Origin of the sequence: Collinsella sp. CLA-ER-H6, from assembly GCF_040092305.1 — a bacterium.
Lineage (GTDB): Bacteria > Actinomycetota > Coriobacteriia > Coriobacteriales > Coriobacteriaceae > Collinsella.
This window is the reverse complement of the sequence record NZ_JBBNLS010000011.1, coordinates 41773-68550: the sequence shown is the minus strand read 5'-3', so window position 1 is coordinate 68550 and position 26778 is coordinate 41773. Positions and strand designations below refer to the sequence as shown.

General features: G+C 60.5%; 20 protein-coding genes and 1 tRNA gene. 9 read left to right on the top strand and 12 right to left on the bottom strand.

Annotated features, from left to right (window positions below; genetic code table 11):
- Positions 1-5: 5 nt before the first annotated feature.
- From AAAX77_RS06325 to AAAX77_RS06305, 5 genes are all read right to left on the bottom strand, one after another.
- Complete coding sequence (locus tag AAAX77_RS06325; protein ID WP_349105342.1) at positions 6-650, bottom strand: ATP-binding cassette domain-containing protein; 645 nt, start codon at positions 648-650, stop codon at positions 6-8.
- Entirely contained in the window at positions 647-1444 is a 798-nt protein-coding gene (locus AAAX77_RS06320; RefSeq protein ID WP_349105341.1) for a hypothetical protein, read from the bottom strand. Before AAAX77_RS06320 ends, AAAX77_RS06325 begins: the two co-directional genes overlap by 4 nt.
- A gap of 38 nt (positions 1445-1482) precedes the next feature.
- A complete protein-coding gene (locus tag AAAX77_RS06315) occupies positions 1483-2274 on the bottom strand; it encodes a hypothetical protein (protein ID WP_349105339.1) in 792 nt (263 codons plus the stop codon).
- A gap of 169 nt (positions 2275-2443) precedes the next feature.
- On the bottom strand, positions 2444-2956 hold the full coding sequence (locus AAAX77_RS06310; protein ID WP_349105338.1) for a hypothetical protein: 513 nt from the start codon (positions 2954-2956) through the stop codon (positions 2444-2446).
- Positions 2957-3065: 109 nt separating this feature from the next.
- Positions 3066-5207: a LuxR C-terminal-related transcriptional regulator gene (locus AAAX77_RS06305; protein WP_349105336.1), complete on the bottom strand. Its 2142-nt coding sequence runs from the start codon at positions 5205-5207 to the stop codon at positions 3066-3068.
- A gap of 439 nt (positions 5208-5646) precedes the next feature.
- Between AAAX77_RS06305 and AAAX77_RS06300 the strand changes: the two genes are divergently transcribed.
- The 6 genes from AAAX77_RS06300 (at position 5647) to pknB (ending at position 15710) form a co-directional block, all read left to right on the top strand.
- Positions 5647-7500: a serine/threonine-protein kinase gene (locus AAAX77_RS06300; protein WP_349105334.1), complete on the top strand. Its 1854-nt coding sequence runs from the start codon at positions 5647-5649 to the stop codon at positions 7498-7500.
- Positions 7497-8510 carry an FhaA domain-containing protein gene (locus AAAX77_RS06295; RefSeq protein ID WP_035136732.1) on the top strand — a complete coding sequence of 338 codons (1014 nt, stop codon included), beginning with the start codon at positions 7497-7499 and terminating at the stop codon, positions 8508-8510. The genes AAAX77_RS06300 and AAAX77_RS06295 overlap by 4 nt, the downstream gene beginning before the upstream one ends.
- A gap of 6 nt (positions 8511-8516) precedes the next feature.
- On the top strand, positions 8517-8933 hold the full coding sequence (locus AAAX77_RS06290; RefSeq protein ID WP_006235180.1) for an FHA domain-containing protein: 417 nt from the start codon (positions 8517-8519) through the stop codon (positions 8931-8933).
- A complete protein-coding gene (locus AAAX77_RS06285; RefSeq protein ID WP_349105333.1) occupies positions 8930-10729 on the top strand; it encodes a Stp1/IreP family PP2C-type Ser/Thr phosphatase in 1800 nt (599 codons plus the stop codon). Before AAAX77_RS06290 ends, AAAX77_RS06285 begins: the two co-directional genes overlap by 4 nt.
- Before the next feature lie 16 nt (positions 10730-10745).
- Positions 10746-13616, top strand: a complete 2871-nt coding sequence (locus AAAX77_RS06280) for an FtsW/RodA/SpoVE family cell cycle protein (protein ID WP_349105331.1) — start codon at positions 10746-10748, stop codon at positions 13614-13616.
- A gap of 132 nt (positions 13617-13748) precedes the next feature.
- Positions 13749-15710, top strand: coding sequence for a Stk1 family PASTA domain-containing Ser/Thr kinase (gene pknB / locus AAAX77_RS06275; protein WP_349105329.1), 1962 nt, complete (start codon positions 13749-13751; stop codon positions 15708-15710).
- Between the two features lie 297 nt (positions 15711-16007).
- Here pknB and AAAX77_RS06270 read toward each other — a convergent pair.
- From AAAX77_RS06270 to AAAX77_RS06240, 7 genes are all read right to left on the bottom strand, one after another.
- Positions 16008-16083, bottom strand: a tRNA-Arg gene (locus AAAX77_RS06270).
- A gap of 114 nt (positions 16084-16197) precedes the next feature.
- Positions 16198-16596 carry a DUF956 family protein gene (locus AAAX77_RS06265; RefSeq protein ID WP_006235193.1) on the bottom strand — a complete coding sequence of 133 codons (399 nt, stop codon included), beginning with the start codon at positions 16594-16596 and terminating at the stop codon, positions 16198-16200.
- 120 nt (positions 16597-16716) lie between these two features.
- Positions 16717-17637 (bottom strand): PTS system mannose/fructose/sorbose family transporter subunit IID, encoded by a 921-nt coding sequence (locus AAAX77_RS06260; RefSeq protein ID WP_055310058.1) that lies wholly within the window; start codon positions 17635-17637, stop codon positions 16717-16719.
- A 16-nt stretch (positions 17638-17653) separates the two neighbouring features.
- Entirely contained in the window at positions 17654-18472 is an 819-nt protein-coding gene (locus AAAX77_RS06255; RefSeq protein WP_006235195.1) for a PTS mannose/fructose/sorbose transporter subunit IIC, read from the bottom strand.
- Between the two features lie 18 nt (positions 18473-18490).
- Complete coding sequence (locus AAAX77_RS06250; RefSeq protein ID WP_148332486.1) at positions 18491-19480, bottom strand: PTS sugar transporter subunit IIB; 990 nt, start codon at positions 19478-19480, stop codon at positions 18491-18493.
- Positions 19481-19885: 405 nt separating this feature from the next.
- Positions 19886-20314, bottom strand: coding sequence for a hydrogenase maturation nickel metallochaperone HypA (locus AAAX77_RS06245; RefSeq protein ID WP_349091071.1), 429 nt, complete (start codon positions 20312-20314; stop codon positions 19886-19888).
- 30 nt (positions 20315-20344) lie between these two features.
- On the bottom strand, positions 20345-23122 hold the full coding sequence (locus AAAX77_RS06240; RefSeq protein WP_349105327.1) for an FAD-dependent oxidoreductase: 2778 nt from the start codon (positions 23120-23122) through the stop codon (positions 20345-20347).
- A 187-nt stretch (positions 23123-23309) separates the two neighbouring features.
- Here AAAX77_RS06240 and AAAX77_RS06235 point away from each other — a divergent pair, with 187 nt between their 5' ends.
- From AAAX77_RS06235 to AAAX77_RS06225, 3 genes are all read left to right on the top strand, one after another.
- Positions 23310-23972, top strand: coding sequence for a TetR/AcrR family transcriptional regulator (locus tag AAAX77_RS06235; protein ID WP_138340865.1), 663 nt, complete (start codon positions 23310-23312; stop codon positions 23970-23972).
- Between the two features lie 63 nt (positions 23973-24035).
- The gene (locus tag AAAX77_RS06230; protein ID WP_118205874.1) at positions 24036-25043 is read left to right on the top strand and encodes a DUF5692 family protein; all 1008 of its coding nucleotides are present in this window, start codon (positions 24036-24038) and stop codon (positions 25041-25043) included.
- 236 nt (positions 25044-25279) lie between these two features.
- Positions 25280-26776 carry a hypothetical protein gene (locus tag AAAX77_RS06225; protein WP_349105325.1) on the top strand — a complete coding sequence of 499 codons (1497 nt, stop codon included), beginning with the start codon at positions 25280-25282 and terminating at the stop codon, positions 26774-26776.
- Positions 26777-26778: the final 2 nt, after the last annotated feature.

Sequence of the window (26778 nt, the reverse complement as noted above, 5' to 3'; positions counted from 1 at the left end):
CGCGCTCACGACCTTTCCCGAACTTTCACAACGGCACCGTCGCGCATGCAGTAAACCCGATCGGCCAGCTCCTCGAGCACCTCTCCGTCATGGCTGGACAGAATAACCTCGCGACCCGTTGATGCCGCCATCGCCACAACGCGCTTGAGTATTTCCACGCCCGCTTCGTCGAGGGCATTTGTTGGCTCATCGAGAACAAGTAGCTTCGGCTTTTCCATAATTGCCGCAGCTATCCCCAGACGTTGCTTCATCCCAAGCGAGTATGCTCGGAACTTCTTTTTTTCGTCTGCATCGAGCCCCACGAGCCGCAGGGCAGAGCGAATGTCCTCGGGGGTGGCAACGCCCTTGATCTGAGCGATGAGCTCCAAATTATCGTAGCCAGACAGATATCCCAAAAAGGAAGGCGCCTCGATCAACATCCCCAGACTCGGCGGGAACGAGATGTCCACCCCAAGCCTTTGGCCATCGATAGAGATTTCGCCTTCGGTAGGCTTGATCAATCCGCAGACCGCTCGCATAAGCATGGTCTTACCCGAACCGTTTATCCCCTGAAGCCCAACCACAGTCCCAGGGTCAACCTCGATGGACACGTTGCGCAGAACATCGTTTTTGCCCATGCGCTTCGATACGTCCCTAACGATCACGCTCATATCTTGTCCCCCTTTTCTATAAGGTCGGCCCTTCGAAACCACAGTCCACCCAGCGATAGACATAACGACATAAGCCCAATTGATGACAAGACGCTCGAGCCCGCCGCGATTCCCTCTTTGACAATTCCGCCCCAGCGCAACAGCATTAGGGCGTTGCCCAGCAGTGCCCAATGTCGTGCATATGCCGAGCAGATCAGGTAGCTCATTAAAACCACAAACGAGACCGACGGCCCAAGTACAAAGCCAATCACTGCCTGCGCAAACGCAAGCGCCTCGAAAGCAAAAAAGAGACCTGTGAAAAACGGCAGCGCATCCGCCTCGCCAGCTTTGAGAAACCACGGCGCCAAATTAGCCAGCTGAAGCGACTCGCCATGAATGACCGCGCTGAACGAGGAGCTCACCACCAAGCTCCAAATCACAACAGAGCAAACCACCACGAGCAGCGAAAATGCCGTTACCGCCGCCACCAAGATAAAACGCGAGGCCCACCAAAGGGTTCTTGCCCGGCATCGAACAAGTGCTTGCAAACCAAGCCCGTGCAACGATTCGGTCGGATAATCGAGTGTTGTATAGAGAATAAGCAGAATGAGGAATAGCCACCCTAACGGAGGCACAAACATGACCCCGGGCCTAGGCTCAAACGGAGCAGATCCGGCAAACACGAGCGCAAGATTATCCGCAAACCCCAAAGTATCCGTCCTGACCCCATACACAGAAGACAATCCGTAGGCGTACACCAAGTTCGCAACGGTCACTGCCGCAATTGCAATAAAAGTAAGGATGTTCTTCTTCAAAACGGTCCTCAGGTCCGCGGCGACCAGCCTAAACAGCATCAGACCACCTCGCGTCTTTTTAAGAATCTCGCGGAAATCAAAGAAAAGACGAACAGCAAAATGATTTCTGCAAACCCTGCTCGAATGTCGGGCCAGTTATTTAGTGATTCCGACCTGATGCTGTTAAGAATGTTGCAGTTAAAGCCGACGCATGAAAGGACGCTAAAAATCCAATCGTTAACAAAGTGCCATGCAACCATAATCAGATATGGAACGACCATCGCCTTGATTCTGCTGCGAAACACAACCGACAGACCGGTCACGGCCATGGATAGAACCCCCAGCGCCACCGCATCGAAAAGCGTATAAACCAGCACGTATAACAGAGGCCGGGAATAAAACAGACCAGAAAAATAGCTATGCAGATAGAGTCCGACGTAAGTCGATTCGTCGACCCGGGGGAGATACGCGGGAAACAGCATGGAGACAATCAGAAAGTTCACGAGTAGCGGAATAGCCGTGACCGCAAACGCAGAGAGGAAAGCAGACAGCATCTTCACGTTCACATATGCATTTCTAGAAACACGCGTGCAGACCTGCGCCTCGTAACCGCTCAAACGCTCGGACAGGCATGACCACGACCCGGCCAACATGGCAAGCAACGGCAGCGCATAGAAAAACACCGACGCTAGCAACGGCGCGTTCGCGCTCACAACGATCCAGTTACCAAAGCTACTTTCACGCGTTTGGCCGAGGTATGTCTGAGACTGCAGACCAATGCCGTAGCCAAAAGATAACAGCTGCTTGCGCTCGGCCTCGAGTGCCCACCACGCCTCGATGGCAGCTGCCATCGAAATGGCAGTCGCCAAAATAAGAGCCAACGCAAATATAGGATTGCCAAATATCTTGGACAGCTCGTGCCGTATTAGATTTCTATTCAACTGTCATCATCCTCCCTTCGGCCGGGCCGAGCGGCAACGCTCGGCCCGGCCCTAATCACAACAAGAAGCTGAGGATTGGCTAGGAGGGAAGTTTGTTAAAATGGCCCCAGCAATCGGGGCTCCACTTTCCATAGACCGTGCCGTATCCGGACTCGGCCCATGCGGTCAGACGAGCATGACTGCGTTTGTTCTCACGGACGAGGTTGTATATCTCCCATTCATGCTCATGGTTGGAGCGATACACGCCCTGCGTGCAATTCATGTTGCCCGTTCCTCTATTGTCATAGGCACCGTCCACGTACAAACGTAACGGCTTTCCCGAATAGCCCATAATCCAAATGTAAACTGAAGATGAGTCGTGCTTCGAGCGATAGCCAGTTGCGCTCGTGCCAGAACATTGAAAAGCGAAATCTGTATCCTTGTTGTTCTTACATGTGGCAATTCCAGCATCTGCGCTTTGCGAAATGCTCGAAACCTGGGAAGTGTCGAACTCCTCTTGAGCAAATGATGCGGCAGGTGCACCCATCGACAAGCCCGCAACAATCGCCAAGCCGACTCCGATTCGAGCAATAGCGCTCCTTGGCTTAATCATGGCCTTCTCCAATCAAAAGCGGTTAACAATGCGTCGACGCACGGCAACCTTTGCATGAATGGAGAAAGATGTCTGTAAACACTCGCTATTGAGTTGATAATCCAGGCGTTTACACGTTATCTACCTGCGATAACAATGAAATAAGCTCCGCTTTGTTCTTGATCTTCAACTGGCGGTAAGATGCGGATCGCAACGCTTGCACCGTAGATGCAGCATAACCTACGTCCTCCGCAATGGTCTTTGTCGTTGCGCCCTCTGCCGTCATCAGCAAAATTTGCGACTGAACATCAGAAAGGGAGCGCGACGCAAGCAGGGCAAGCTGGCGCACGCGAGCTGCTTCGGTAAGCCCGTTCGCGCGGTACTCCAAGACGGCCTTCTCGTTCTCAACCGAGCGGGTGAGCGCGATGTGCGTGACGAACATGGGCGCAGACCAGCAGACGATCACCGTTGCCACGACGACATTGACAGCCGAACTTTGCCCCAGCAACGAAGTAAGGAACAACGGCTCGAAAACCATCAGGTCCTGCGCCATGTTGAGCAAGACAGCCCAAACAGGAGCCGTCGCCCCAAAGCAAAGCATCCATACCCCGAGCATTTTGCGCTGCGGACAGCTACGCAGCACTATATATGTGAGCAGCATCCCCGTCAGTACCGCAAGTCCATGGATTCGCCCCCTAGTGGCTGCATAGATTAAAGCGGATACACCTATTAACGCCAACGGCACGATAGCCCGAGTACGGCCACGCGCCTTAAATGAACACAGCCCAACAGCGAGCGAAGCCATAGACGTCATGCCGCAAAACAGGACCGGCACAGCCATCAACGGATCGCGTACGCACCTCCATGCCGCGATATAGACAAAAGACCACTCCACAGCAGACAGTATCGCCCATACGCACGGGCTTCCGAGCCCGATCGCCCCATCCGCTCCATCCAGATCGTCCCCGCGCTTCGGTTTTCTACCCGCGCTGCACAGCGACAGAAGCAGCCCGAGACCCAATGTATAGCTTGCAAGAGAAAAGGCGATTGCATGCGTAACACCGGATCCCCAATAACTATCCGCCATTACCAAGGGGCCCGCTGCAAGGAGGATGAAAAATAATGTGAGCAGGTATCGAAACAGCCGGCGCGTTCGAGCTGATGCCGACATATCGTCAGCATGCCGCTGCGGCAGCTCAGGCCCTACAGTATCACCCTCACCCGCAAACAACGCCACGAGCTCGCGTGAGCCCGCAACCGACGCCTTCCCGTATGCTCGGTGAAGCGTTGTTCGCACCGTCGATGGCTTCGTACCCGTCTCCCTGGCAATTTCCGCCGGCGTTTTCCCTTTGAGCAGCAGTCGGACAAACTGCTCTTCTCGAGGCGACAGGGCAGGGGAAAACACCCCCGCATCGAATGGGTCGGACGTGCGAGGGGTATCCGAATTGTTGTCCCGTTTCTCCCTTAGCAATGTGTATACGAAGGCGGCAACAGCAATAGCGGACCCCATCGACAGTGATGCAATGACCGTGGCACCGCTTGCAAAATATGCCACCTCGACAGCCGGAACAAGGCCAATGGGAACTGCTACGAGCACAGAACGGGCAAACACGTTGCCCTGCCCCCGACCAAAGGCGCGGGGACAGCAAAGCAGCGGGACCGCAGCCAATACGAGATAGACCAGAGGAATTAAAAGCACGATGCCAATTGATGCGGCCGTTACAGAGGGCATCCCCCATGGCTCGGGAACGACTCTCCATGAAACTCGACAGCAAAACAGCAGGCAAGACAGGACAACTACTGTTTCTGCAAAAAGCGCGCTCTGCGGTCGGCGGGTCCCCCTTTCGCCGTCCCGCGCCGCCCCCCGTATCAAAGGAGAGCCCGCCGTATCCCAAATTACATATGAGAGGAGCAACGACCCAGTGAAGCACGAGGCGCATGAAACGCCGCGCAACAACCAGATAGGCGCGAACACGAATGGAATAGAATCTCCGCGAGCATAGAAGGCCAAGTCGGCCCATTCGGGAACCGTAGCAATAACACCAAGGAAAACACCGATAGCACCGAGATGCTTCGGCCGTCTTATTTCTCTCCCCTTGCGGAGCGCAACACCGTGACCAAACGCCGCGAGGCATGCGCCAAGGATAACGAGCCAGGTCATTGCACCTGATGCCAGGCCGATTGAAGATGAAAACCGGTGATAAGGGGTGACCGCCATTACGATAAGCGCAACGGCACAGGCAGATGTAGCAGAACGGCGGGAAAAGAGCATATGGCCTCCATAGCGTGTCATTATATCGCTCGGGCTGCTCATTTATCTCCGCGCCCACACCAGCCAGCATCAACGCTTCAGGCGAACTCCAATCCGAGCCAGATCACGGTCCAGCTTTTGTCCGCAGTCCCCGCATCAAAGCGGGATGCGGTTTCCTTTTGAGCGCCGATTCGGAAAGCGCATCCCGTTCTGAGTCAATATTCTGGGATGCAGTTTCCGCAGCCTGCCCCGTTGGGAAAGCGCATCCCGCAATTTGGACGAAAACTGGGACGCGCTTTCCGGATGGGTCGAGACGAAGGCCAAGCCAGATAGGCCACCTCGCCCCGCTACCTTCACCATGCGCCCGAGCGTGCTAAACTAGCAGCATCTATGCCACCGCGAACGGCTCGGCTCAGCGCCCGCCACTCGCAAACGAACTTTAAACGCACGAGGGTTGGCCATGCCGCTTTTCTCGCAACATACCGCCCGGTTCTCGCCGGACGTTCCTTTGGAGGGCACCAGCTCTCGCGAGCTGCTCAAGCGGTACCAGCCGCTCGAGACACTTGCGACCGGCGGTTTTGGCTCCATCGAGATCTGCCGCGACACGCATCTGCGCCGCCGCGTCGCCATTAAGCGCATCCCCCTTATCAACGGTGCCGGCATGCCCGCCAGCGACATCATGGATGTCCTGCGCGAGGCGCACACTGCCGCTATGCTTCAACATCCCAACATCGTGCAGGTCATCGACTTTACGCACGACACAGCCTATGCCTACCTGGTTATGGAATATGTCGATGGCATGTCGCTGGCCGAGTTTTTGCACCGCGTGGACGGCCACTCACTTACCTTTGACGAGGCCGCGGCCATTGCCGATGCCCTGGGCCAGGCGCTCACCTTCGCCCATAGTAATGGCGTACTCCACCTGGACATTAAGCCCGCCAACGTGCTCATCGACCACTCGGGCAATGTAAAGCTCACCGACTTTGGCATGGCGCGACTGTCGTCCGCCGGTGGCTTTGGCGGCTCGCGCGGCGGCACCATCGGCTACATGCCGCCCGAGCAGCTCGATATCGAGACCGGCACGGTCGACGAACGCGCTGATGTCTTTGCCCTTGCCTGCGTTATCTATGAGGGCTTGTGCGGCAGCGCACCCTTTATGGCGGCCACGCCCGCCGACTCCCTCGACCGCATCATCGGCGGCGCCACCTATCCCAGCGAGCTGATACCACACTTTCCCCCGGGAGCCGAGGCTGCGCTCATGAGCGCGCTCTCCCCCATGCCGCAGGACCGCCCCAACAGCATCGAGGCATTTTGCGACCAGCTCCTTGCCGGTCTGGGCAGCGTACGCGAGGGCCGTCGCAGCCTGGAACAAATGGTTGGCGAGCTTTCGGATGACGAGCAGGAGCTCGACGATATCGAGCCGTCGCACTACGAGGACGACGCCATCGAGGTCGACCCCGCACTCGGCTGGGCGGGCACGCGCTGGAGCCATGCGCGCGACTACACCATGCGCACTATCTCGGCGCTAACGTGCGGCACCTTTAGCTTTTTGCTGATGCAAACGGCCGGGGTCGCGGCGCTTCCCGGCCTGGTCATTGCGGCCATCGCGATCGGCGCGGCGGCTGGCCTGGCCCCCCAGATTGGCTCGGCCATCTCGGCTGTGGGCTTTTTGGTGCTCATGGCCAACGCCACCATGCAGGCGCAGGGCATCCTGTCGATGCTGCCCGTCGCGGTGATCTTTGCCGCCGCCATGTCCGGTTGGTGGATCGCCTGGGGTCGCACCGAGGCTGCCGCGAGCGCCGCGCTCACCTGTGCACTCGCGCTTGGCTGTCTGACCGGCAATACCTTCCTGGCAGCTGGGGTCACCGCCGGCGTCGCGTCATTTTGGCTCGGCCCGGCAAGCGCCGCCGCGGCAACGGGCATGGGCGCGCTTTTTGCCCGTCTGGCCACGGTCGCGCTTTCAGCCGGAGGCGTGCTGGGGCTCGGTAACGTTGCCGCAGCGCTGGGAGACCCACTCCTTTGGGCTGCCTTTGGGCTGGCCGCGGCAACTGCCGCGGCGTCATCTGCGCTGCTCAATGCCCATGCCAAGCGTGCCGATCAGGGCTCAAACCTTGCCGCAATCGCCGCCATCGCTGTCACCGGCATCGGCTGCGCAGCGGCGTCCTGTCTTGCACACCATATGGAAATTGCCAGCCTTGCAGCCGCGGTCATCGCCAAGGCGGCGGTTGCGGGAATCCTATCCTCTATAATCGTTGGGATATGCCTATATTTGCTCGGATACCAAAGAACCTATACGGAGAGTGATCTTTCGTGAACTTCCTGAACATCTTCGAGGACCACGTGGCCGGCATCTTCGGTGCCACCCGTGCCCCGTTCTCCTTTAAGAAGCTTGCTAAGCAGGCCGCTCGCGACATGGAGGATCAGACTCTGGTGATTAACGGCGTCAACACGGCGCCGGCACTCTATACCATCCTTATCGCCGCCGACGACGATCCCATGCTCGCCCCGTTCTACCCCGAGCTTTCGCGCGAGGTCCGCGAGTTTGTGAAGGCGCAGGCCGAAAAGCGCCGCTATGTCTTTGTCGGCGAGCCCCTCGTGCGCTTTATGATCGATCCGCAGCTGCGCGCCGGCAAGTTCTCGGTCTTTGCCGAGAACGTCGATGCCCCCACGCTCGGCCGCCTGTACGAAGAAGAGCGCGCCTATCAAAACGGCCTGGGCCAGAACAACTCCGCGGCAAGCCGTGCCGCCAGCGCCCCGCGCGCCGGCCAGCAGCAGTTTGCTGCCCCGCAGCAGCAGCGCCCCGCCGCCATGCCCCAGCAGCAGCCGACGCCTCGCGCCGCCGCTCCCGACCCGCTTGCCGTGGCAGACCCCTTCGCGCCTAGCGTCCCCGACCCCGCCGCCGCACCCATCCCGGTGCCTCAGACCGTCTCGCGCGACGCGCTTGCCGGCATGGGCGGAGCCGCCGCGACCGGTGCCGCCGTGGGCCTAGGCGCCGCAGCCGGCATCGCCTCCAACATGGCGAGCACTCGCGCCCCGCAGCGCCCGCTCGCCCAGCTCGTCGACGTCGTGAGCGGCGAGAGCCATAGCATCACCTCCGCACAGGTGACCATCGGTCGCGAGCGCTCAGTTTCCGACATTGCCCTGCGCGACCCCAACGTGTCGCGCCGCCACGCCCAGCTCACCTTTACGGGCTCGGATTGGTCGATCGAGGATCTCAATTCCACCAACGGCACGCTCGTCAACAACCGCCGCATTACGCGCTGCCCGCTGCGCAACGGCGATCTGCTGACGTTTGGCCTGAGTACCTTTGAATTTAGGGGATAGTCGCTTATGAACATCGATATCGTCCTTTTTGCAGGCCGCATCGTTCTGGTCGCCCTGCTCTATATCTTTCTGTTCGCCGTCATGAAGACCGGCGTGGGACTTGTGCGCGGGCAGCGCCGCGACTCGGCTATCTGGACGATTGATGTGGACAAGGGTCCGCGCGGTATCCGCGGCATCCACGTAGACATGCTCGGCCCCGTCATCGTCGGTCGCTCACCATCTTCGGACATCTGCATCAACGAACCGTTCGTTTCGGCCTCGCATGCGCGCTTTTCGCTGCAGGGCCCGGCGCTCATCATCGAGGACCTCAACTCGCTTAACGGCACGCTCGTCAACGGCCGCCAGCTCGTGGAGCCCGCGACGCTGCGTGAGGGCGACGAAGTCCAGATTGGCGACGTGGTCATGAAGGTGAACCGTCGATGATCGACGAGGAGAACAAGTCCGCAACCATGACCGAGGCACCGGCTGCCGCCGCAGCTGCATCGGCCCACGCCGCTCCGGCGGGCTCCGCACCCGTGGAACCCGAGGACACCGTGTTCTCCCTGCCTCTTTCGCATGTAACGCATGATATTTCGGATCTCGCCGATAACGAGGACGAAGAGGATGCCGCAGCGGCGCCCATCGGCGCACATGCTGCGGAACAGCCCACAGCACCCGAAGCAGCCCCGGCGCCGGCTCACTTTGCAGAGCCCGTCGCCGCGGCAATCAACGAGAGCGCTGCGGTGTTTGCGGCACCCGAGCCCGCCGCGCCGGCGTTTCCCATAGCCCCGGCATCCGAGGTTGCGCCCGCGTCTACGCCGACGCCCGAGCCTATAGACGTCAGCCCGCAAGACGACGAGTCGACCGCCCGCGTTTCCGAGGAGCCCGACTCCCCGGACACCGGTGATTCCGAATCAAACGCCGAGACCGACACCGTCTCTCCCGGTGACACCGCCGAGATCGACGTTGCTGCCGTTGAGGCCAAGCTCAAAGACCCCGGCTCGACCATGAGCTTTGAGCCCCTGACCGAGGAGCGCATCGAGACCGACTCGACCTATGATGCCGGCACCACCACGCAACTTATGTGGGGCGCCCGCTCCGACGTTGGCTGCGTGCGCCCGCACAATGAGGATTCCTACCTGGTGCAGTCGCCGCTCTTTTGCGTATGCGACGGCATGGGTGGTCACGCTGCCGGCGAGGTAGCCTCTTCCATCGCCGTCGAGACTATTGCCAAGACGGCCCCACAGTCCGCCGACGCAGCACGCCTGGCCGCAGCCGTCGAGGCAGCCAACGCCGCCGTAATCGAGGCGGCCCTGAACGGCCTGGGCAAGCCCGGCATGGGCTGCACAGCCACCTGCGCCTACATCGAAAACGACACGCTCGCCATCGCCCACGTGGGCGACTCTCGCGCCTATCTGCTCCACGAGGGCACGCTCATCCGCGTGACCCGCGACCACTCCTACGTGGAGGAGCTCGTGGACGCCGGCGAGATCACGGCAGACGAGGCTCGCGTCCACCCCAACCGTTCGGTCATCACCCGCGCACTGGGCTCGGACCCCGCCATGTATGCCGACCACTTCACTCTGCATATCGAGGAAGGCGACCGCCTGATCCTGTGCTCCGACGGCCTTTCGAGCATGATTCCCGATAGCGATATCGAGAACATCGCCACGCAGTCCTCAACCGCGCAAATCTGCGTCGACAACCTAGTGGACGCGGCGCTTGCCGCCGGCGGCCACGACAACGTGACCGTAGTAGTCGTTGACCTGGTTGACGATGGCGTCATGCGCGAGGCGCAACGCGTGCGTCGCCGCAACATTACTATCGCCGCCATTCTGGCCCTCGTCTTTGTGCTGGCAGCTGGCATCTGGGCCTACACGGGTGTCACCGGCTCGTACTACCTGGGTACCTACCAGGGCAATGTCGCCGTCTGGCGCGGCCTGCCCGGCAAGCCGCTCGGACTCAAGCTCCACTGGCTCGAAAGCGAAACCAGCATCAAGCTATCCGACCTGCCCGAAGACACGCAAAACCGCCTCAAGGCGGGCATTCCGCAAACAAGTGTCGACGATGCGCAGGACACGATATCCAAGTACCGCCACCAGATCGACGAGGAGCAGACCCGCCAGGTGATCGACGCGCAAACGATTCGCGACAACACCAATCAGGGATCGACCTCCGAATCAGATTCCGAGAAAACCGCCGAACAGTCCGCCGAGGCCGAAGCCTCCGATAAGAATTAGAAAGGGAGTGCCGCTTATGAGTCGCCGCAACACCGAGCTGCTCTTGCTCATCGCCTCGGCGTTCCCCGTCATCCTGCTGTATGCGATGTACGTCCTCACCGCGGGCGCTGCCATCTCCTTTGAGACGCTCGCCGTACCGATCGGCCTCTTTGCCGCCTTCGCCGCGGCACATATCGCCGTGCGCATCTTGGCGCCCGGCGCCGACCCCGCCATCCTACCCATCGTATTTATACTTTCGGGCATCGGCATCACGTTCGTGACGCGTCTCGCCCCCGCTCTCGCCATCTCACAGCTCATCATCCTGTTTGTCTCGGTGGCCTTGATGGTGGGAACGCTCGCGTTGGTTAAGAACCTCGACGTGGTCATGCGCTACAAGTACACCTTTGGCATCATCGGCATCATTCTGCTGATGCTGCCTATCTTTATCGGCACCACGATCTCGGGCTCCAAGCTGTGGATTCGCATCGCGGGCTTTACCATCCAGCCCGGCGAGTTCGCCAAGGTCTTTATCGTCCTGTTCCTGGCCGGCTACCTGGCCGAGAACCGCGAGCTGCTCTCCATCTCCAACCGCAAAATCCTGGGCTTTAAAATCCCTCGCCTGCGACTGCTGCTGCCGCTGTTTGCCGTGTGGGGCGTGTGCCTGCTCGTCGTCGTCTTCGAACGCGACCTGGGTTCGGCCGTGCTGTTCTACACCATCTTCTTGCTGATGCTCTACGTTGCCACGGGGCGCTTTTCGTATGTCGTTATCGGCCTTGCGCTCTTAGCTGTCGGAGCCGTGGGCGCCTACAAGTTCCTATCGCACGTTCAGGTGCGTTTCCAGGTTTGGGTCGATCCGTTTAAGGACGCCCAGGGCCAGGGCTACCAGATCGTCCAGTCGCTCTTCTCGCTTGCCGATGGCGGTCTGGTCGGTGTTGGCATCGGCAACGGCATGGCCAACAACATCCCCGTCGTCGAGTCCGACTTTATCTTCTCGGCCATCGGCGAGGAGATGGGTCTTTTGGGCGGCGGCGCCGTGCTCATCCTGTTTATGCTCTTTGCCGTGCGTGGCCTCACCACAGCTGCCCGCGCTAAATCCGACCTCGCCGCCTTTAGCGCCACCGGTCTTACGGCAGCCATCAGCTTCCAGGCCTTTTTGATCGTGGGCGGCGTCACCCGCCTGATCCCGCTGACCGGCGTCACTCTGCCCTTTATGAGCCAGGGCGGCTCCTCGCTGCTGGCGAGCTTTATCATCGTCGCGCTCCTGCTGCGCGCCGGTGACGAGGCTACCGGACGCGAGGCCGAGCTTACCGGCACCGGCACCATGGCCGCCATCACCGATGATCAGGTCGCATCTGCCGCCGCCCCGACGGGCACGCGCTTTGCCACCTCGTCTTCCTACGGCAACGGCAGCCATTCCGTCGGCTCGCGCATGCGCCGTCGCCTGCTCGACACGCCTGAATCCGGTGTGCTCGGCCGCGTGGCGCTCGCCAACCGTCTAACCCGTGCAGTGCTCGCCTTTACGGCGCTGTTCGCCATCCTTATCGGCAACCTCACCTATGTCCAAGTCATCAAGGCCAAGGACTATCAGGACATGCCGACCAACAACCACACCATCGCCCGCTCCAAGTACATCCAGCGCGGTTCCATCATCACGTCCGACGGCGTGACGCTGGCCGAGTCGCTGCAGCAGGAGGACGGCACCTACGTACGCTCCTACCCCAACGGTAACCTAGCAGCGCACGTGGTTGGCTACGTGAGCCAGCAGTATGGCACCACCGCCATCGAGAGCGTCATGAACGACACGCTCACCGGCTCTAAGGATTACTCCAGCTGGAACAACGCCATCGCGTCGCTCGCGGGCCAGACCCAGCCGGGCAACACCGCCAAGCTCACCATCGACTCGCGCATCCAGACGGCTGCTGAGCAGGCGCTCAAGGGCTTTAAGGGCGCTGTAGTGGTCATCGACCCGCGTACCGGCGCGGTGCTCGCATGTGCCAGCTCGCCCACCTACGACAACACCAACATCGATGCCCTGCTGCAGACGGGCGGCGGCGAGGACGGCTCCATGTACAATCGCGCCATGGACGCGCTGTACACGCCGGGCTCAACGTTTAAGGTCGTTACGCTTTCCGCGGCACTCGAGACCGGTACCGCCAGCCTTACCAGCACCTACCAGGCGCCCGGCTCCATGGACATCGGCAACGCACCGGTCACCAACTATGCCAACGAGAGCTACGGCACCATCAGCCTGCAGCAGGCCTTTGCCGTGTCCTCCAACGTCGTCTTTGGCCAGGTGGCAAACGAAGTTGGCGCAAACACGCTCGTGCAGTTTGCCAACGCCTTTGGCTACGGCCAAAAGCTCGGCCAGGACCTGACCTCCGCGGCCTCCATCATGGCCGACCCGTCGCTCATGACCGAGTGGGAGACCGCCTGGGCCGGCGCCGGCCAGCCTGTCGGCATGGACCACACGCCCGGCCCGCAGACCACCGTCATGCAAAACGCCGTGATTGCCGCCGCCATCGCTAACAGCGGCGTGGTCATGGACCCGTACTTTGTAGCCCAGGTACTCGCCCCGGACGGAACCGTGGTCAAGACCACGCAGTACCGCTCGCTGGGTCAGGCCGTCAGCTCCGCCACGGCCGACCAGGTCAAGCAGGCCATGCTTGCCGTCGTCCAGTCCGGCACCGGCACCGATGCCCAGATCCCCGGCGTCAAGGTCGCCGGCAAGACCGGCTCGGCCGAGACCGGCGGCACCAACGTCAACTCGATGTTCGTTGGCTTTGCACCTTACGATTCACCCACGGTCGCCATCTCGGTGGCCTTGGAGGATTTTGACAAGCATGACGTCAAGGCCGCCAAGATCGCCGGTATCGTCCTGACCGCGGCGCTTGCCGCACAGGGAGCGTGATGCCCATGATCGAATCGGACACCCGAGGCGCGCCGCGGCCGAAGAGTTAGCGGCAACGCGCCACACGGCCCCAGCGGCCACATCATAGGTACTACACACATTGTTGAGCGAATAGTTATGTTAGGAGCAGGAATGGAACAGAGGGTCCTCGGGGGAAGATACCTCCTCAAGGATAAGGTGGGAACAGGCGGCATGGCGACCGTCTACCGTGCACAGGACCAGGTCCTCGACCGCACGGTAGCCGTCAAGATTATGCTGCCGCAGTATGCTGGCGATGCAACCTTCGCCGCACGCTTTAAGCAGGAGGCCCAGGCAGCAGCCGGTCTCTCCTCCCCCTATATCGTGGGCGTCTACGATTGGGGCAAGGACGGCGACACCTATTACATCGTCATGGAGTACCTGCGCGGAACCGACCTTAAGAGCGGCATCAAGAGCCACGGCGCCCTCGACCCCAAGAAGGTCGCCCAGATCGGCTCGCAGATCAGCTCCGCGCTTTCGGTCGCCCACAAACACGAGATCATCCACCGCGACATTAAGCCGCAGAACATCATGGTGCTGCCCGACGGCAACATCAAGGTGATGGACTTTGGCATCGCGCGCGCCAAGAACAGCCACCTCACGCAAGACAACAACGTGCTGGGAACCGCCCACTACGTCAGCCCCGAGCAGACCCGCGGTCAGGACCTCGGCCCCACCTCGGATATCTACTCGCTGGGCGTCGTGATGTACGAGTGCGCCACTGGCCGCGTTCCCTTTGACGGTGACGACGCTATCTCGGTCGCACTCAAGCAGGTCAACGAGCTGCCTATTCCGCCGAGCCAGATCAACTCCGGTGTCGACGCCGACCTTGAGCGCATCATCCTCAAGTGCATGGAGAAGGACCCCGCAAACCGCTTCCAGACCGCCGACGAGCTGCGTCAGGTGCTCAACAGCTACCTGTCGGGCCGTGCCGTCAACGTCTCGGAGCCCACGCGCATCATCGGTGCCCCCGGTGAGCTGGGCGCCACCAAGACTCGCGAGCTTTCCGATCAGACGCGCGCCATGGTGCGTCCCGTCTCGGGCGTGAGCGGCCAAAATACCGCCCGCAGCTCGGTTTCGGGCTCCACCGGCTCCTACGAGGTCGAAAAGCCCAAATCCAACAAGAACAAGATCATCGCCGCCGTGGTGGCAGCCGTTGCCGTCATCGGCATCGTGGTGGCCTTTGCCACAGGACTCGTTGGCGGCGAGCAGGTCACCGTGCCCGATGTGCTGGGCAAGGACCAGCAGACTGCCGTCGAGCTGATCAAGGAAGCCGGCCTCGAGGTCGGCACCATCGACCAAAGCTACAACGACGATGTCGACGAGGGCAAGGTCGCCGAGCAGACGCCCAACGGCAACACCAAGAAGGCCAAGGGCACCAAGGTGAACCTGGTAATCTCCAAGGGCCCCAAGCCCTCCGAAAAGGTTGAGGTTCCCAAACTTGTCGGCCTGACCAAGGACCAAGCAGAAGCCGCACTGGCAAGCGTTGGCCTGAAGGGCAACGCCTCCGAGGAGGCCAACGAGGCTGATGAGGGCCAGGTCTTTGAGCAGGGCACCGAAGCCGGTAAGGAAGTCGCGAAGGGCACGACCATCTCGTACAAGGTCTCGAGCGGCCCGGATACCACGTCCGTCCCCGACCTGACCGACATGACCGAGGCCCAGGCGCGCAACGCCCTCGATATGGCAGGCTTTGGCGTCGACGTGAGCTACCAGGAGAACGACTCGGTTACCGAGGGCACCGTGATCAGCTGGAACCCCAGCGGCAAGCAGAAGCCCGGCGCCACGATTACCGTCGTCATTGCCAAGAAGTCCGGCAAGGCCACCGTCCCGGGCAACCTGTACGGCAAGAGCATCTCCGCCGCCGTTACCGCGCTCAACAACGCCGGTTTCTATAACATCGGCTTCTGTGACCAGAACGGCAATCCCGTAAGCGGTAACGAGGATGCCACCGTTACGGGCGTCTCCCCCACCGGCAAGCAGTCCACCGACAGCACGATCACGCTGACGGTCGCACTTTCTGGCTCGGGTTCGGGCTCTGGCTCGGGCACGGGTGACGATTCCGGTACGACCAACTAGTCGCCACCCCACCGCTCATCACGGCTCTCGCCGCAAACATATTCGCTCACAGGCGCCCGCTTGCTCCCCCAGCAAGCGGGCGCTTTCTTTATCTGAAGCAGCGAATACTACGGCATGCCTTAAACCAAAAGAGCCCGGCACCGTAGCGGTACCGGGCTCGATATTCCTCTGGTGCCCCCGGGCGGATTCGAAAACTCCCCCCGTGGGGAAATTGGTGACGCGGGTGTCGACGGCTCGAATCCCGCCCTTAGACCAGAAGAGCCCGGCACCGTAGCGGTACCGGGCTCGATATTCCTCTGGTGCCCCCGGGCGGATTCGAACCGTCGACACCCGCTTTAGGAGAGCGGTGCTCTATCCCCTGAGCTACGGAGGCATGCTGTACTAGTGTAGCAGATTTGCGCCACTACCATGCAGCGCATAGCCGCTCTTCGAGATAGTCATCTACGACGCTCTTTAATGACTAGTCGTTTAAGAACGTCGCAGGCGACTAGTTGCCTTTGTGGAAGAGGTTTTTGATAACGGAGGGGATGCTCTTGGCGCCCTTGGCCGTCACATCGATAAAGTCGGGCGAACGCACGAGCTTATCCTCGTCGACGTACTTGCGGACCGCGCGAAGCGTCTCTTTGTCGTCGCGCGTCGAAAACGTAAAGTGACCGTTGTCCTTGGTGAAGATGGCAAAACGCGTAATCTTCTTGGTGCCGCGCAAGACCTCGGCGGCAATATAGTCGACCTCGTCCCACGGGATTTGAATATAATCCTCGGGATTGCGCTCGTTATAGTACTCAAACGCCTTATTGCCCACCATCACGTTACCGTGGCTGGTAAGCCCCATCAGGCAGGTTGCCGGCGTTGCCAGATCGACCGTGCTGTTCTGAGATTGCGCCATACGCGCCTCGCCCTCCAATAAAAACAATCGGACCGCATCCAGTGTATCCACAGGGTGCGGTCCGTTTCAATGGCTCAAAAGCCCTTACCTAGCAACTCTCGGTCTTAAGCCGAAGCGTGCTTACATGAAGCCGCAGAAGCGACCGATGATGCCGACGGCGAAGAGAGCCAGGATGATGACGATCGGGCTGACCTTCTTCTTGAGGAGCTTGCAGACCAGCAGGGTCAGGCACACGGCGGCAAGGCCGGGGATGAGCTGATCGAGGTTGGCCTGAAGCGTGGTGACCTTCATCTGATCAAGGGCGGTAGCACCGACGGAGTTGTACATCGTCAGCGCTTCCTTGATACCCTCGGAACCGGAGGGCAGGCTAGCCCAGTCGATAAAGGCGCCAGCAGACTGCTTGACCGTGGAGACGATCGGGGTGAAGGAAATGGACACCCAGCGCTCGACCAGGGCGCCGATGATGAACATACCCAGGATGGAAGCGCCCTCGGTGACCTTGCCCATCAGACCACCGGAGAGGTCCTTGGCGATGGAGGAGCCGACCTTGTAGCCAAACTCCTGCGTGTACCACAGGAAAGCGTAACGGATGATGTTCCACGCGAAGAAGAACAGCAGCGGACCGACGATGCTGCCGGACATGGCCAGGGAAGCGCCCAGAGCGCCCAGAATCGGGCGAAGGGTGAACCAGAAGACGGGGTCACCGACGCCGGCGAGCGGGCCCATCATACCGACCTTGACGCCCTGGATGGCGACATCATCGATCGGAGCACCGTTGGCGCGCTCCTCCTCGAGGGCGAGGGTAACGCCAATGACGGGGGCGGAAACATAGGGGTGGGTGTTATAGAACTCCAGGTGGCGCTTAAGAGCGGCAATCTGGTCATCCTTGCTGGTGTAGAGCTTCTTGATCGCAGGGATCATTGCGAAGCACCAGCCGCCGTTCTGCATACGCTCGTAGTTCCACGAGCCCTGAAGGAACTGATGACGGAAGCAAACCTTCTTGCGGTCAGCCTTGGTGAGCTGAATCTTGTTCTCTGCCATATGTATCACTCCCCTCCTACTCGTAATCGTTCAGAATGTCGCCGAGCGGGTCGCCGGAGCCACCGCCCATGCCGCCACCCTGCTTGGCCAGATCCTTAAGGCCAAGGTAGATGAGGGCAAGGGAGATGCCGATGAGACCAAGGGCGATCAGCGTGAGCTGAGGGATGGCAGCAAGGACAAAGCCGAGGACGAAGAACGGCCAGGTCTCCTTGGTGGCCATCATGTTGATGACCATGGCGTAACCGACGGAAGCGACCATGCCGCCGCCGACAGCCATGCCGCCGGACAGCCAGTCGGGCATAGCGTTAAGCGCGTTGGTAACGGCCTCGGCCGGGATGACGCACAGAAGCACTGCCGGGATAGCGATACGAAGGCCCTGCATGAGGATGGCAGCATACTGCCAGCGCTCGATGCCAGAGAAGTCGCCCTTCTCGGCGCAACCGTCCATGGCGTGAGCGATAGCGGTAGCAATGGTACGGCAGATCATGGTCAGGAACAGACCAGCGACCGACAGCGGGACGGCGACGGCGATAGCGGTGGTAACGGCCTTGGCCGAATCGGTGGCGCCACCGTTGAGGGCGAGCACCATGATGATCGAAGAAGCGACCGAGGCCAGAGCGGCGTCAGGCGCGACAGCGGCGCCGACGTTAGCCCAGCCAAGGGCCATCATCTGGAGCGAACCGCCCAGGAGGATGCCCTCCTGAAGGTGACCGGTTACGAGACCGATAAGCGTGCATGCCACGAGCGGCTGATGGAACTGGAACTCATCCAGAATGCCTTCCATACCGGCAAGCAACGCGACAATCGCAACAAGCAGAATAGTGATTGCAGACATGTATCGGACCCTCCTTTACTATGCTTGAGCGGCCAGTTCGGCCTTAGCTTTCTTCAACATGGCGTCGAGATCCTCGGAGGAATCCGAAGGAACCTTGCGGACCTCGAACTTGACGCCCTTGGCCTTGAGAGCCTCGAGAGTCTTGACATCGTCATCGCCCATAGCGACGGCGTTGGTGACGACGACCTTGCCCTTGGAGTGAGCCATAGAACCGATGTTGACTTCCTTGATGTCGACGCCGGCCTCGATGGCCTTGAGCAGATCCTGCGGATTCTCAAAGAGCAGCATGGCCTTGGTGTCACCAAAGCGCGTGTCCTTGACGACCTCGGCCATCTTCTTGATGGGCACGACGTTGGCATGGACTCCCGGAGGGGCAGCCTGCTCGATCATGGTCTTACGAAGCTCGTCGTGAGCAACGCCGTCGGAAACCACGATGATGCGGTTGGGGTTAATCTGCTTGGTCCACGTGGTGGCCACCTGACCATGCAGCAGACGGGTGTCGATACGGACGTGGGCGATCTTGATGTGCCCGTCGCCGATGACCGTTCCCGGAGGGATGGCGCCTGCAGGGGCAGCGGCGGCCGCAGCCGGCTTCTTCTCCTCGGGCTCCAGAGACTCGGGCTTGACGCGCACGCCAGCCTTAGCCTCAGTCACGAGATGTTTTGCGATCGCATGTGCAGTGTTCTTTGCGTCAAAGCGCTGCGAATATGCCTCGATGAGCATAGGCAGGTTGACACCGGTGACGATAGCCCAGGAATCGTGGCCCTCGATGAGCCCGCTGATCTGGTTGAACGGCGTGCCGCCCCACAGATCAACGAGGAAGAGCACCTGCTCCTGGTCCTCGAAGGAAGCGACTGCTTCCTCGACCTTGGCACGGAAGTCGTCGGGGCCCATGCTCGGCTCGAGCGAGACCACGGCAACAGACGGCTGATCGCCAAAGACCATCGAGCCCGTCTGCTTGATTCCAGCTGCCAAGTCCCCGTGGCTAGCAAGAACAATACTTACCATCACATAACCTCCTTTTTGTCTACGTATTTCCTACACGACATGAAAGGAGTATACCTGTTTGGATTGTGGAATTATAGCTAAATCCGCAAAAGGTTGGATTATTTGTTTAAACGTCTAAGTTTGTTACAAATTGATTACATTACTGTTTTTCGACTCATTACCTGATAAAGTGTCACTCATCAAGCTATGTATTTTACAGATACAAGCAGGCTGTTCATTAATAACGATTTTAGGCAAGCGCGAATGCGCTTGTACTGCCGCTATTTTGTTTAAACAGACATGGCTTGACTATTTTCGTGACTTATGGTCTACGAAACCACTCAAAATAGTTGCGGTGGAATAGTTCTTGTTTAAGAGCCAGAAGGCTGGATTTAGGAACTATTTCACCGCAACTTATAGGGGATCCTAGACGATGTGGAGGGGGTTGGCGGCGTCGACGGCGTCGGGGGCGTCGGAGAGGCCGTCAGGAGCAGCGTCTGCCGGATCCTCGTCGGGGGTCTCGATCTGCTTGATCATGACCTCTTGGCCCTGCAGCAGGTATGTCTCGCCGCTACCGCAATGGGGGCAGGTCTTGCCATGCTCGACCGTCGCGTAGTCGCGGCCGCATACCTCGCAATGCGTCACGGCCTCGACGGGCTCCACGATAAGCTCCGCGCCCTCGGTGATGGGCTTTTTATCTGCAGCCCAGCGCCAAGCGTCGAGCAGCAAGTCGGGAACGACGCCCGAGACCTCGCCCAACAGCAACGTCACGCTCGAAACGCGACTCACGCCATTGGCGCGCGCCACGTTCTCAACATCGCGAATGATGTGGTAAACGATCCCCAATTCATGCACTTTTTCTTCCGCCGTTCCCGTTATGGCTACTTACTTGCGACCAAATTTGATCTTGATGGCGCGCTTTAAAGCATACTTGCCCAGGCTTGGGAGCTTTTGCTCGTATTTGACCATCGTTGAGCACTCGGGGCGGTCGCGATCCAGATGGATAGCGTCAAACGCGCACTTGGTGGTGCACAGGCCGCAGCCGATGCACTTGTTGGGGTCGACGATCGAGGCGCCGCAGCCCAGGCAGCGGGCGGTCTCGGCGCGCACCTGCTCCTCGGTAAAGGTCTCAACATACTCGCTAAACGGCGCAGCCTTCTCGCGTTCGCGGTCCACATGCGCAACCTCGCGGCTCGCGTTGTCGTAGCTCTCGAGCACAACGTCGTCGCGGTCGAGCGCGGTGTAGCGGCGCTGATTGCGGCCGATAGTGAGCGTGGATCCCGGCTGCACAAAGCGATGGATGGACACGGCGGCCTCGTGGCCGGCGGCGATAGCGTCGATGGCAAAGCTGGGGCCGGTGTAGACGTCGCCGCCCACAAAGATGTCTGGCTCGGCGGTCTGGTAGGTCTGGGGATCGTCAAGGGCACCCTGGCCGCGGCCGAGCTCCACTTTGGAGCCAGCCAGCAGGTCGCCCCACACAATGGACTGGCCAATCGACATGACGACACGGTCGGCATCGACACGGCGCAGGTCGTTCTCGTCGTACTCGGGCGCAAAACGGCCCTCGTCGTCAAAGACACGCGTGCAGCGCTTGAAGGTGACACCGCACACACGACCGGCCTCGTCCAGGTGAATCTCCTTGGGGCCCCAGCCGCAGCTGATGTGCGCGCCGTCCTCAACGGCCTCGCGACGTTCTTCCTCGCTGGCGGGCATCTGGGCCTCGCTCTCCAGGCAGAACATCTCAACGTGCTCAGAGCCCAGACGGCAGGCGTTGCGGGCAACGTCGATGGCCACGTTGCCGCCGCCCACCACAATGGTGCTGCCGGACAGGGTATCGATCTTGCCGCTGTTAACCTCGCGAAGGAAGTCGACGGCCACGGTCACGTCCTCGGCATCCTCGCCCGGAATGCCGGCAAGGCGGCCGCCCTGGCAGCCAATGGCAACGTAGAAGGCCTTAAAGCCCTGCGCGCGCAGCTCGTCGAGCGTCACGTCACGACCGACCTCCACGCCATAGCGAAACTCGGCACCCATCAGGCGAATGATCTCGACCTCGGCCTCAATGACGTCCTTCTGCAGCTTAAAGCTGGGAATGCCATAGGTGAGCATGCCGCCCGGGCGCTCGTTTTTCTCGAAGACGATGGGCTTGTAGCCCTTCTCGGCCAGATAGAAAGCGCAGGACAGGCCGGCCGGACCGGCACCGATGATGGCGATCTTCTGATCAAAGCCGCCAGCGCGCGTCGGCGTCACCACGGGCGGGACGTAGCGGGTCGCGGCATCCAGATCGCGCTGGGCGATGAACTTCTTGACCTCGTCGATGGCCACGGCGGCGTCCACACGGCCGCGGGTGCAGGCGTCCTCGCAGCGGCGGTTGCACACACGGCCGCAGATAGCGGGCAGCGGGTTCTCGCGCTTAATGAGTGCCAGCGCCTCGTCATAGCGACCCTGAGCCGCGAGCTTCAAATAGCCCTGAACGGCAACGTGCGCGGGGCAGGCCGTCTTGCAGGGAGCGGTGCCGGACTCATGCGTCTCGATGCGGTTGTCGTTGCGGTAGTTGGGCGACCACTTGGTGTGGTCCCACTTGGTGGCATCGGGCAGCTCCTGGCGCGGATACTCGGGCACCTGTCCGCCGGCCTTTTTGCTGCAGAGCTTCTGGCCCAGCTTGGCGGCGCCGGCCGGACACACCTCGACGCAGCGACCGCAGGCCACGCACTTGTCCTTCTCGACCTTGGCGACATAGGCCGAGCGCGACAGGTTGGGCGTGTTGAACAGCTGCGAGGTGCGCAGGGCGTAGCACACGTTGACGTTACAGTTGCAGATGGCGAAGATCTTGTTCTCGCCGTCGATATTAGTGATCTGGTGCACAAAGCCGTTGTCCTCGGCCTGGCGCAAGATGTCGTAAACCTCGTCGCGGGTCACGTAATGGCCACGATCGGTCTCAACCACGTAGTCGGCCATATCGCCCACGGCGATGCACCAATCGGCCGGGTCGTCGGCGCAGCCCTCACCCATCACGCGACGGCTCGCGCGGCAGCTGCAGGTGCTGGCGGCATATTTGCCATCGTATTTGTCGAGCCAATGCTCGATATGCTCGATCGGCACCGAGGTGCTCGCGGCGTCGATGGCCTTCTCGACCGGAATGACGTGCATGCCGATGCCGGCGCCTCCGGGCGGCACCATCGGCGTGGCCTTGGACAGCGGTCCCTTGGACGCCTGCTCAAAGAACTTGGCATAGACCGGGTGCTCCTCGAGCTGGCTCACGCGCATGTTGAGGAACTCGGCAGAACCCGGCACCAGCATGGGCAACACCCATTGCTTGGCGCGCTCGGGGTTTTCCCAGTTGTACTCGAGCAGACCCGTGTAGCTCATGTCGTCGAGCATCTTCTCGATCTGGGTCTCGGGCATGCCGGTGAGCTTGGCCATCTCGGGCAGCGTATAGGGACGGCGCATCTTCATCTTGCAGAGCACTTCGGCCTGCTCGTCGGTCGCGGCCTCGGCAAACGACCAGTACTCGTAGCCCAACAGCTCGTCGCGATGCAGCAGACGGTTGGTGCAGTGCTCGCACAGCTTGACGATGGCCTCGCGCGGATGCTCCGGCAGCGGCGGCACGAACTCCGAACCGATGTCGGGCTCGGTGTAGCTAATCCCCGGTCCGTTGAGAATCATAGTCGTCCCTTCTCTTGCCGCAGCCTGGCAGGCACGCAGCGCCCCTCTTTTTTGCAGGCCGGGCATGCCCCATGCCGTTCACCCGCCATTGTTGACATTGTGTCAAAAATAGTATTGACGAACCGTCAACAATATTCAAGACTGTTAGGCGAACGGTCAGGCAAAAGAGGATGAAAGGCGGCAAAACATGGGCAACAACACAGCAGGTACCTCTGTGGTCGATGCCGTCCCCGCATCCGATAGCGCGGCAAAGCGCCTGACGGGCGACGAACGCCGTCGCGAGATCCTCGATGCCGTGCGCACCGTAAGCTCCGAGCTGGGCGTGTCCCACCTATCGGTATCGGCCGTGACCAAGCGAGCCGGCTGCACGCGTTCATTGTTCTACCACTACTTCGCCGACATGGACGCCGCCGTCACCGCTGTTATGGACGAGGCGATCGACGGCTTTATCTCCGAACTCGAGCGGTGGAACGCCGACCGCACCGTCGGTGATATCGAGGGCGCGCTCGACACCGTCGCCCCGCTCTTTAAGCGCCTGGTCGCCAGCGGCCACGAGCTGCCGAGCACGCTTACCTCGAGCAGCGGCGCGCTCTACGGCGGCTTTTTGCACAACGTGGTCCAGCGCGTGGCGCAGTATATCTGCGACACCACCGTAGTGGATTTTGTCGCCCATCATGAGCTACGCATCGACCATGTCTACGAGACGTTCTACACCCTCATCATGGGCCTTTTGATGTATATCCGCACGCACCCCGATGTGCCCGACGAAACGGTCAAGGAAATCATCGCCTCGACACTCCACATCGAGGGCTATACCGCCAAGTATCCGGAGCGCAAGCCCCAGAACTGACGACATTTGGCCAAACTGCCCGCGATCAGAAGAGGGGCCGCGGGCGTGTGAAAGGAGAGCAGCATGCTGTTCGACGTTTGGGGTAGCGATACCCTTATCCACTGGGCTGGCTGGGCCATGGTCTTTATTGGCCTGATCGTGCTCAACGAAGTCGGCCGCCGCACCAAGCTGGGCGCGGCAATCATCTTTGGCGTGGCTCCGCTGGCCATGACCATCTACTGCGTCGCCATCGCCGTGGGCGTTTCGCAGGGCGCCGAGTGGGCGCTCACCAACCCCACCCATGTGTACCAGAACAGCTGGTTCCACTACGCCAAGGTATACGCGGCGCTCGCCGGTTGCTGGGGCTTCATTGCCATTAAGTACCAGTGGGGAAAGATCGGCAAGGCGCATTGGTTCCGCGCATGGCCGTTTGTGATCGTCGCCATCAACATCATGATCGCCGTCGTATCCGACTTCGAGAGCGCCTATCACTTCTTTGTCCTGGGCGAGTCCACCTGGGTCACCTCCGAAGGTGCTACGCAGCTGGCCGGCTGGAACAACGTGTTCAACGGCATCGCCGGTATCATCAACATCTTCTGCATGACCGGTTGGTGGAGCGTCTACGCCTCCGAGGATCAGACCGACATGCTGTGGCCCGACATGACCTGGGTCTACATCATCGCCTACGATATCTGGAACTTCTGCTACACCTACAACTGCCTGCCCACCCACTCCTGGTTCTGCGGCTTTGCGCTGCTGCTGGCGCCCACCGTCGCCGCCTTTATCTGGAACAAGGGCGGCTGGATCCAGAACCGCGCCTTTACGCTGGCCATTTGGTGCATGTTTGCCCAAGTGTTCCCGTACTTCCAGGAGGAGTCCATCTTTGTGACCCACTCCACGCTCGACCCCGGCGCCGCTACCGCGGTCTCGATCGCCGCACTGGTCGCCAACGTCGCCGCGATCATCTACATCGCCTACCGTGCCAAGAAGCTCGGCCGCAATCCCTACAAGCAGGATGTCTTTGAGGGCACCAGCGATTGGGAGAAGGCTACCGCTCGCCGCGCCAAGGTGGATTACGCGCACGCCGAGTAACGTGTTGGTCGCTGTTGGCAGTTGGGCATAGGCCCGCCCGTCAGGATTTTCATCCAATGTCTCGCAGAGCCCCCGGAAAGCGTTTCGCTCGCTTTTCGGGGGCTTTTGTCGTTGCGTCTCTATTCATCTATTCAAAAACATACGCATATATAAAATCGGATTTCAAATCATGCGGCGGCTCTATGGGGTCCCGTTTTTGGGTACAGTGTTGTCCCGATATTGAGCTTGGGGGATATATGAAAGATGAGACGATGGGCCAAGAGGATGCGGCCCAAGATGCAGAAGCGTGTGCCGAGGCCCTGGAGAGCCTAGACCGGATTTCACTTGATGAGATTGCGTTTGACGATTCGGGCGTTGATGTGCAGGATGAGTCGGAAGCCGAGGCGCAGTCCGATGATCAGGATGCAGACGACGTTGAGCCTGCCGAAGATGAGGCAGATCACGAAGACACCGAATGCAAGGCCGACGACCAGCCCGAATCCGACACGAGCGAGGAAACCATCTTGCTCGACAGCTTGCCGGCCGAAGATTCGCTGACCCGCGAGCTTCCCGGCCTGGGCTCTGCGCCTGCCGTGGACGAGACCATCGCCATGGGCGATATTCCCCTGCCGTCCGTTCCCTCGGCACGCGAGGCCGAGGTTCGCCATCGCAAGATGTCGCCCAAGCGCCGCAATCTGATGGTCGCCGGTGTCGTGGCCGTCGCGCTCGTCGCCGGCGGTGCAGGCTATGCTGCCTGGAACGGATATCAGCAAGAGCAGGCTGCCACTGTCGCCGCCAATGCCCACACGATGATGTCAGTGCAGATTGGCGTGCATGCCGCGGGCCTCGACTGTTCCACTGGCTCCAAGATTCCCGTACAGGTGAGCGGTCAGGATTCTGACGGCTCCTCCGTGAGCGAAACGCTCTATGTTGACGAGCACGGCCGCGGCATCAAACTGCTGCCCGGCGATTACACGCTCTCCATCGCTGCCTCCCCCATCGCGGCCGACGGCACCATCTATACCGTCCCGACCACCAAGACGCAGGTCACCGTTAAGAGCGATGGACAGGATTTAAGTGCCCAGGCCACCTTTAAGCTCAAGGTGCCTTCGGCCGACACAGTGACTGACGACCAGATCGATGCCGCCGCCAAGTATGCCGAAGAGGGCGGTGCGAGCTCCGCCGCGGCTGCCAAAGTGCTCCAGCAGGCAGCAATCGCGCGGCGCGACGCCGCCGTCAATGCCGTGAGCGCGCAAAAGGCACAGGCATCCCGTGATGCTGACGCTCGCCACAAGGCAACTGACCTCTACCAGCTCGATATTCCCGTCGAGTGGTACGGCAAGGTCGAGACTTGGCAGAATGGCAGCACGCTATGCATCTATCTGGGCGACGACGCCAATACGCCGCTCGTGACGCTCGTCGCCGTGCGCGATGGCGAGACCTTTACGCCCGATGACGGCGATACGGTTTTGGGCACGGTCAGCCTAGGCAACGGTTATACCGTCTATGCCAGCGGCCCCGTCTATCCGTACGTGGTGCCCCAGACTATCAACGGGCGCACCCAGAATCCCGTGTCGACCTACCCCATGGACACGGCCATTGAGCTTGTCGAGCTGACGACCGGCAACCGCTATACGTATAGCCAGATCAAGAACGACCTGGTTGGCAAAGACGGCAACGCAGACGCCGCCACCAAACTCGAGACCGACTACCTCGCGCAGATCCTGCTGCCGAGTATCAAAGCCCAGGACTAGCC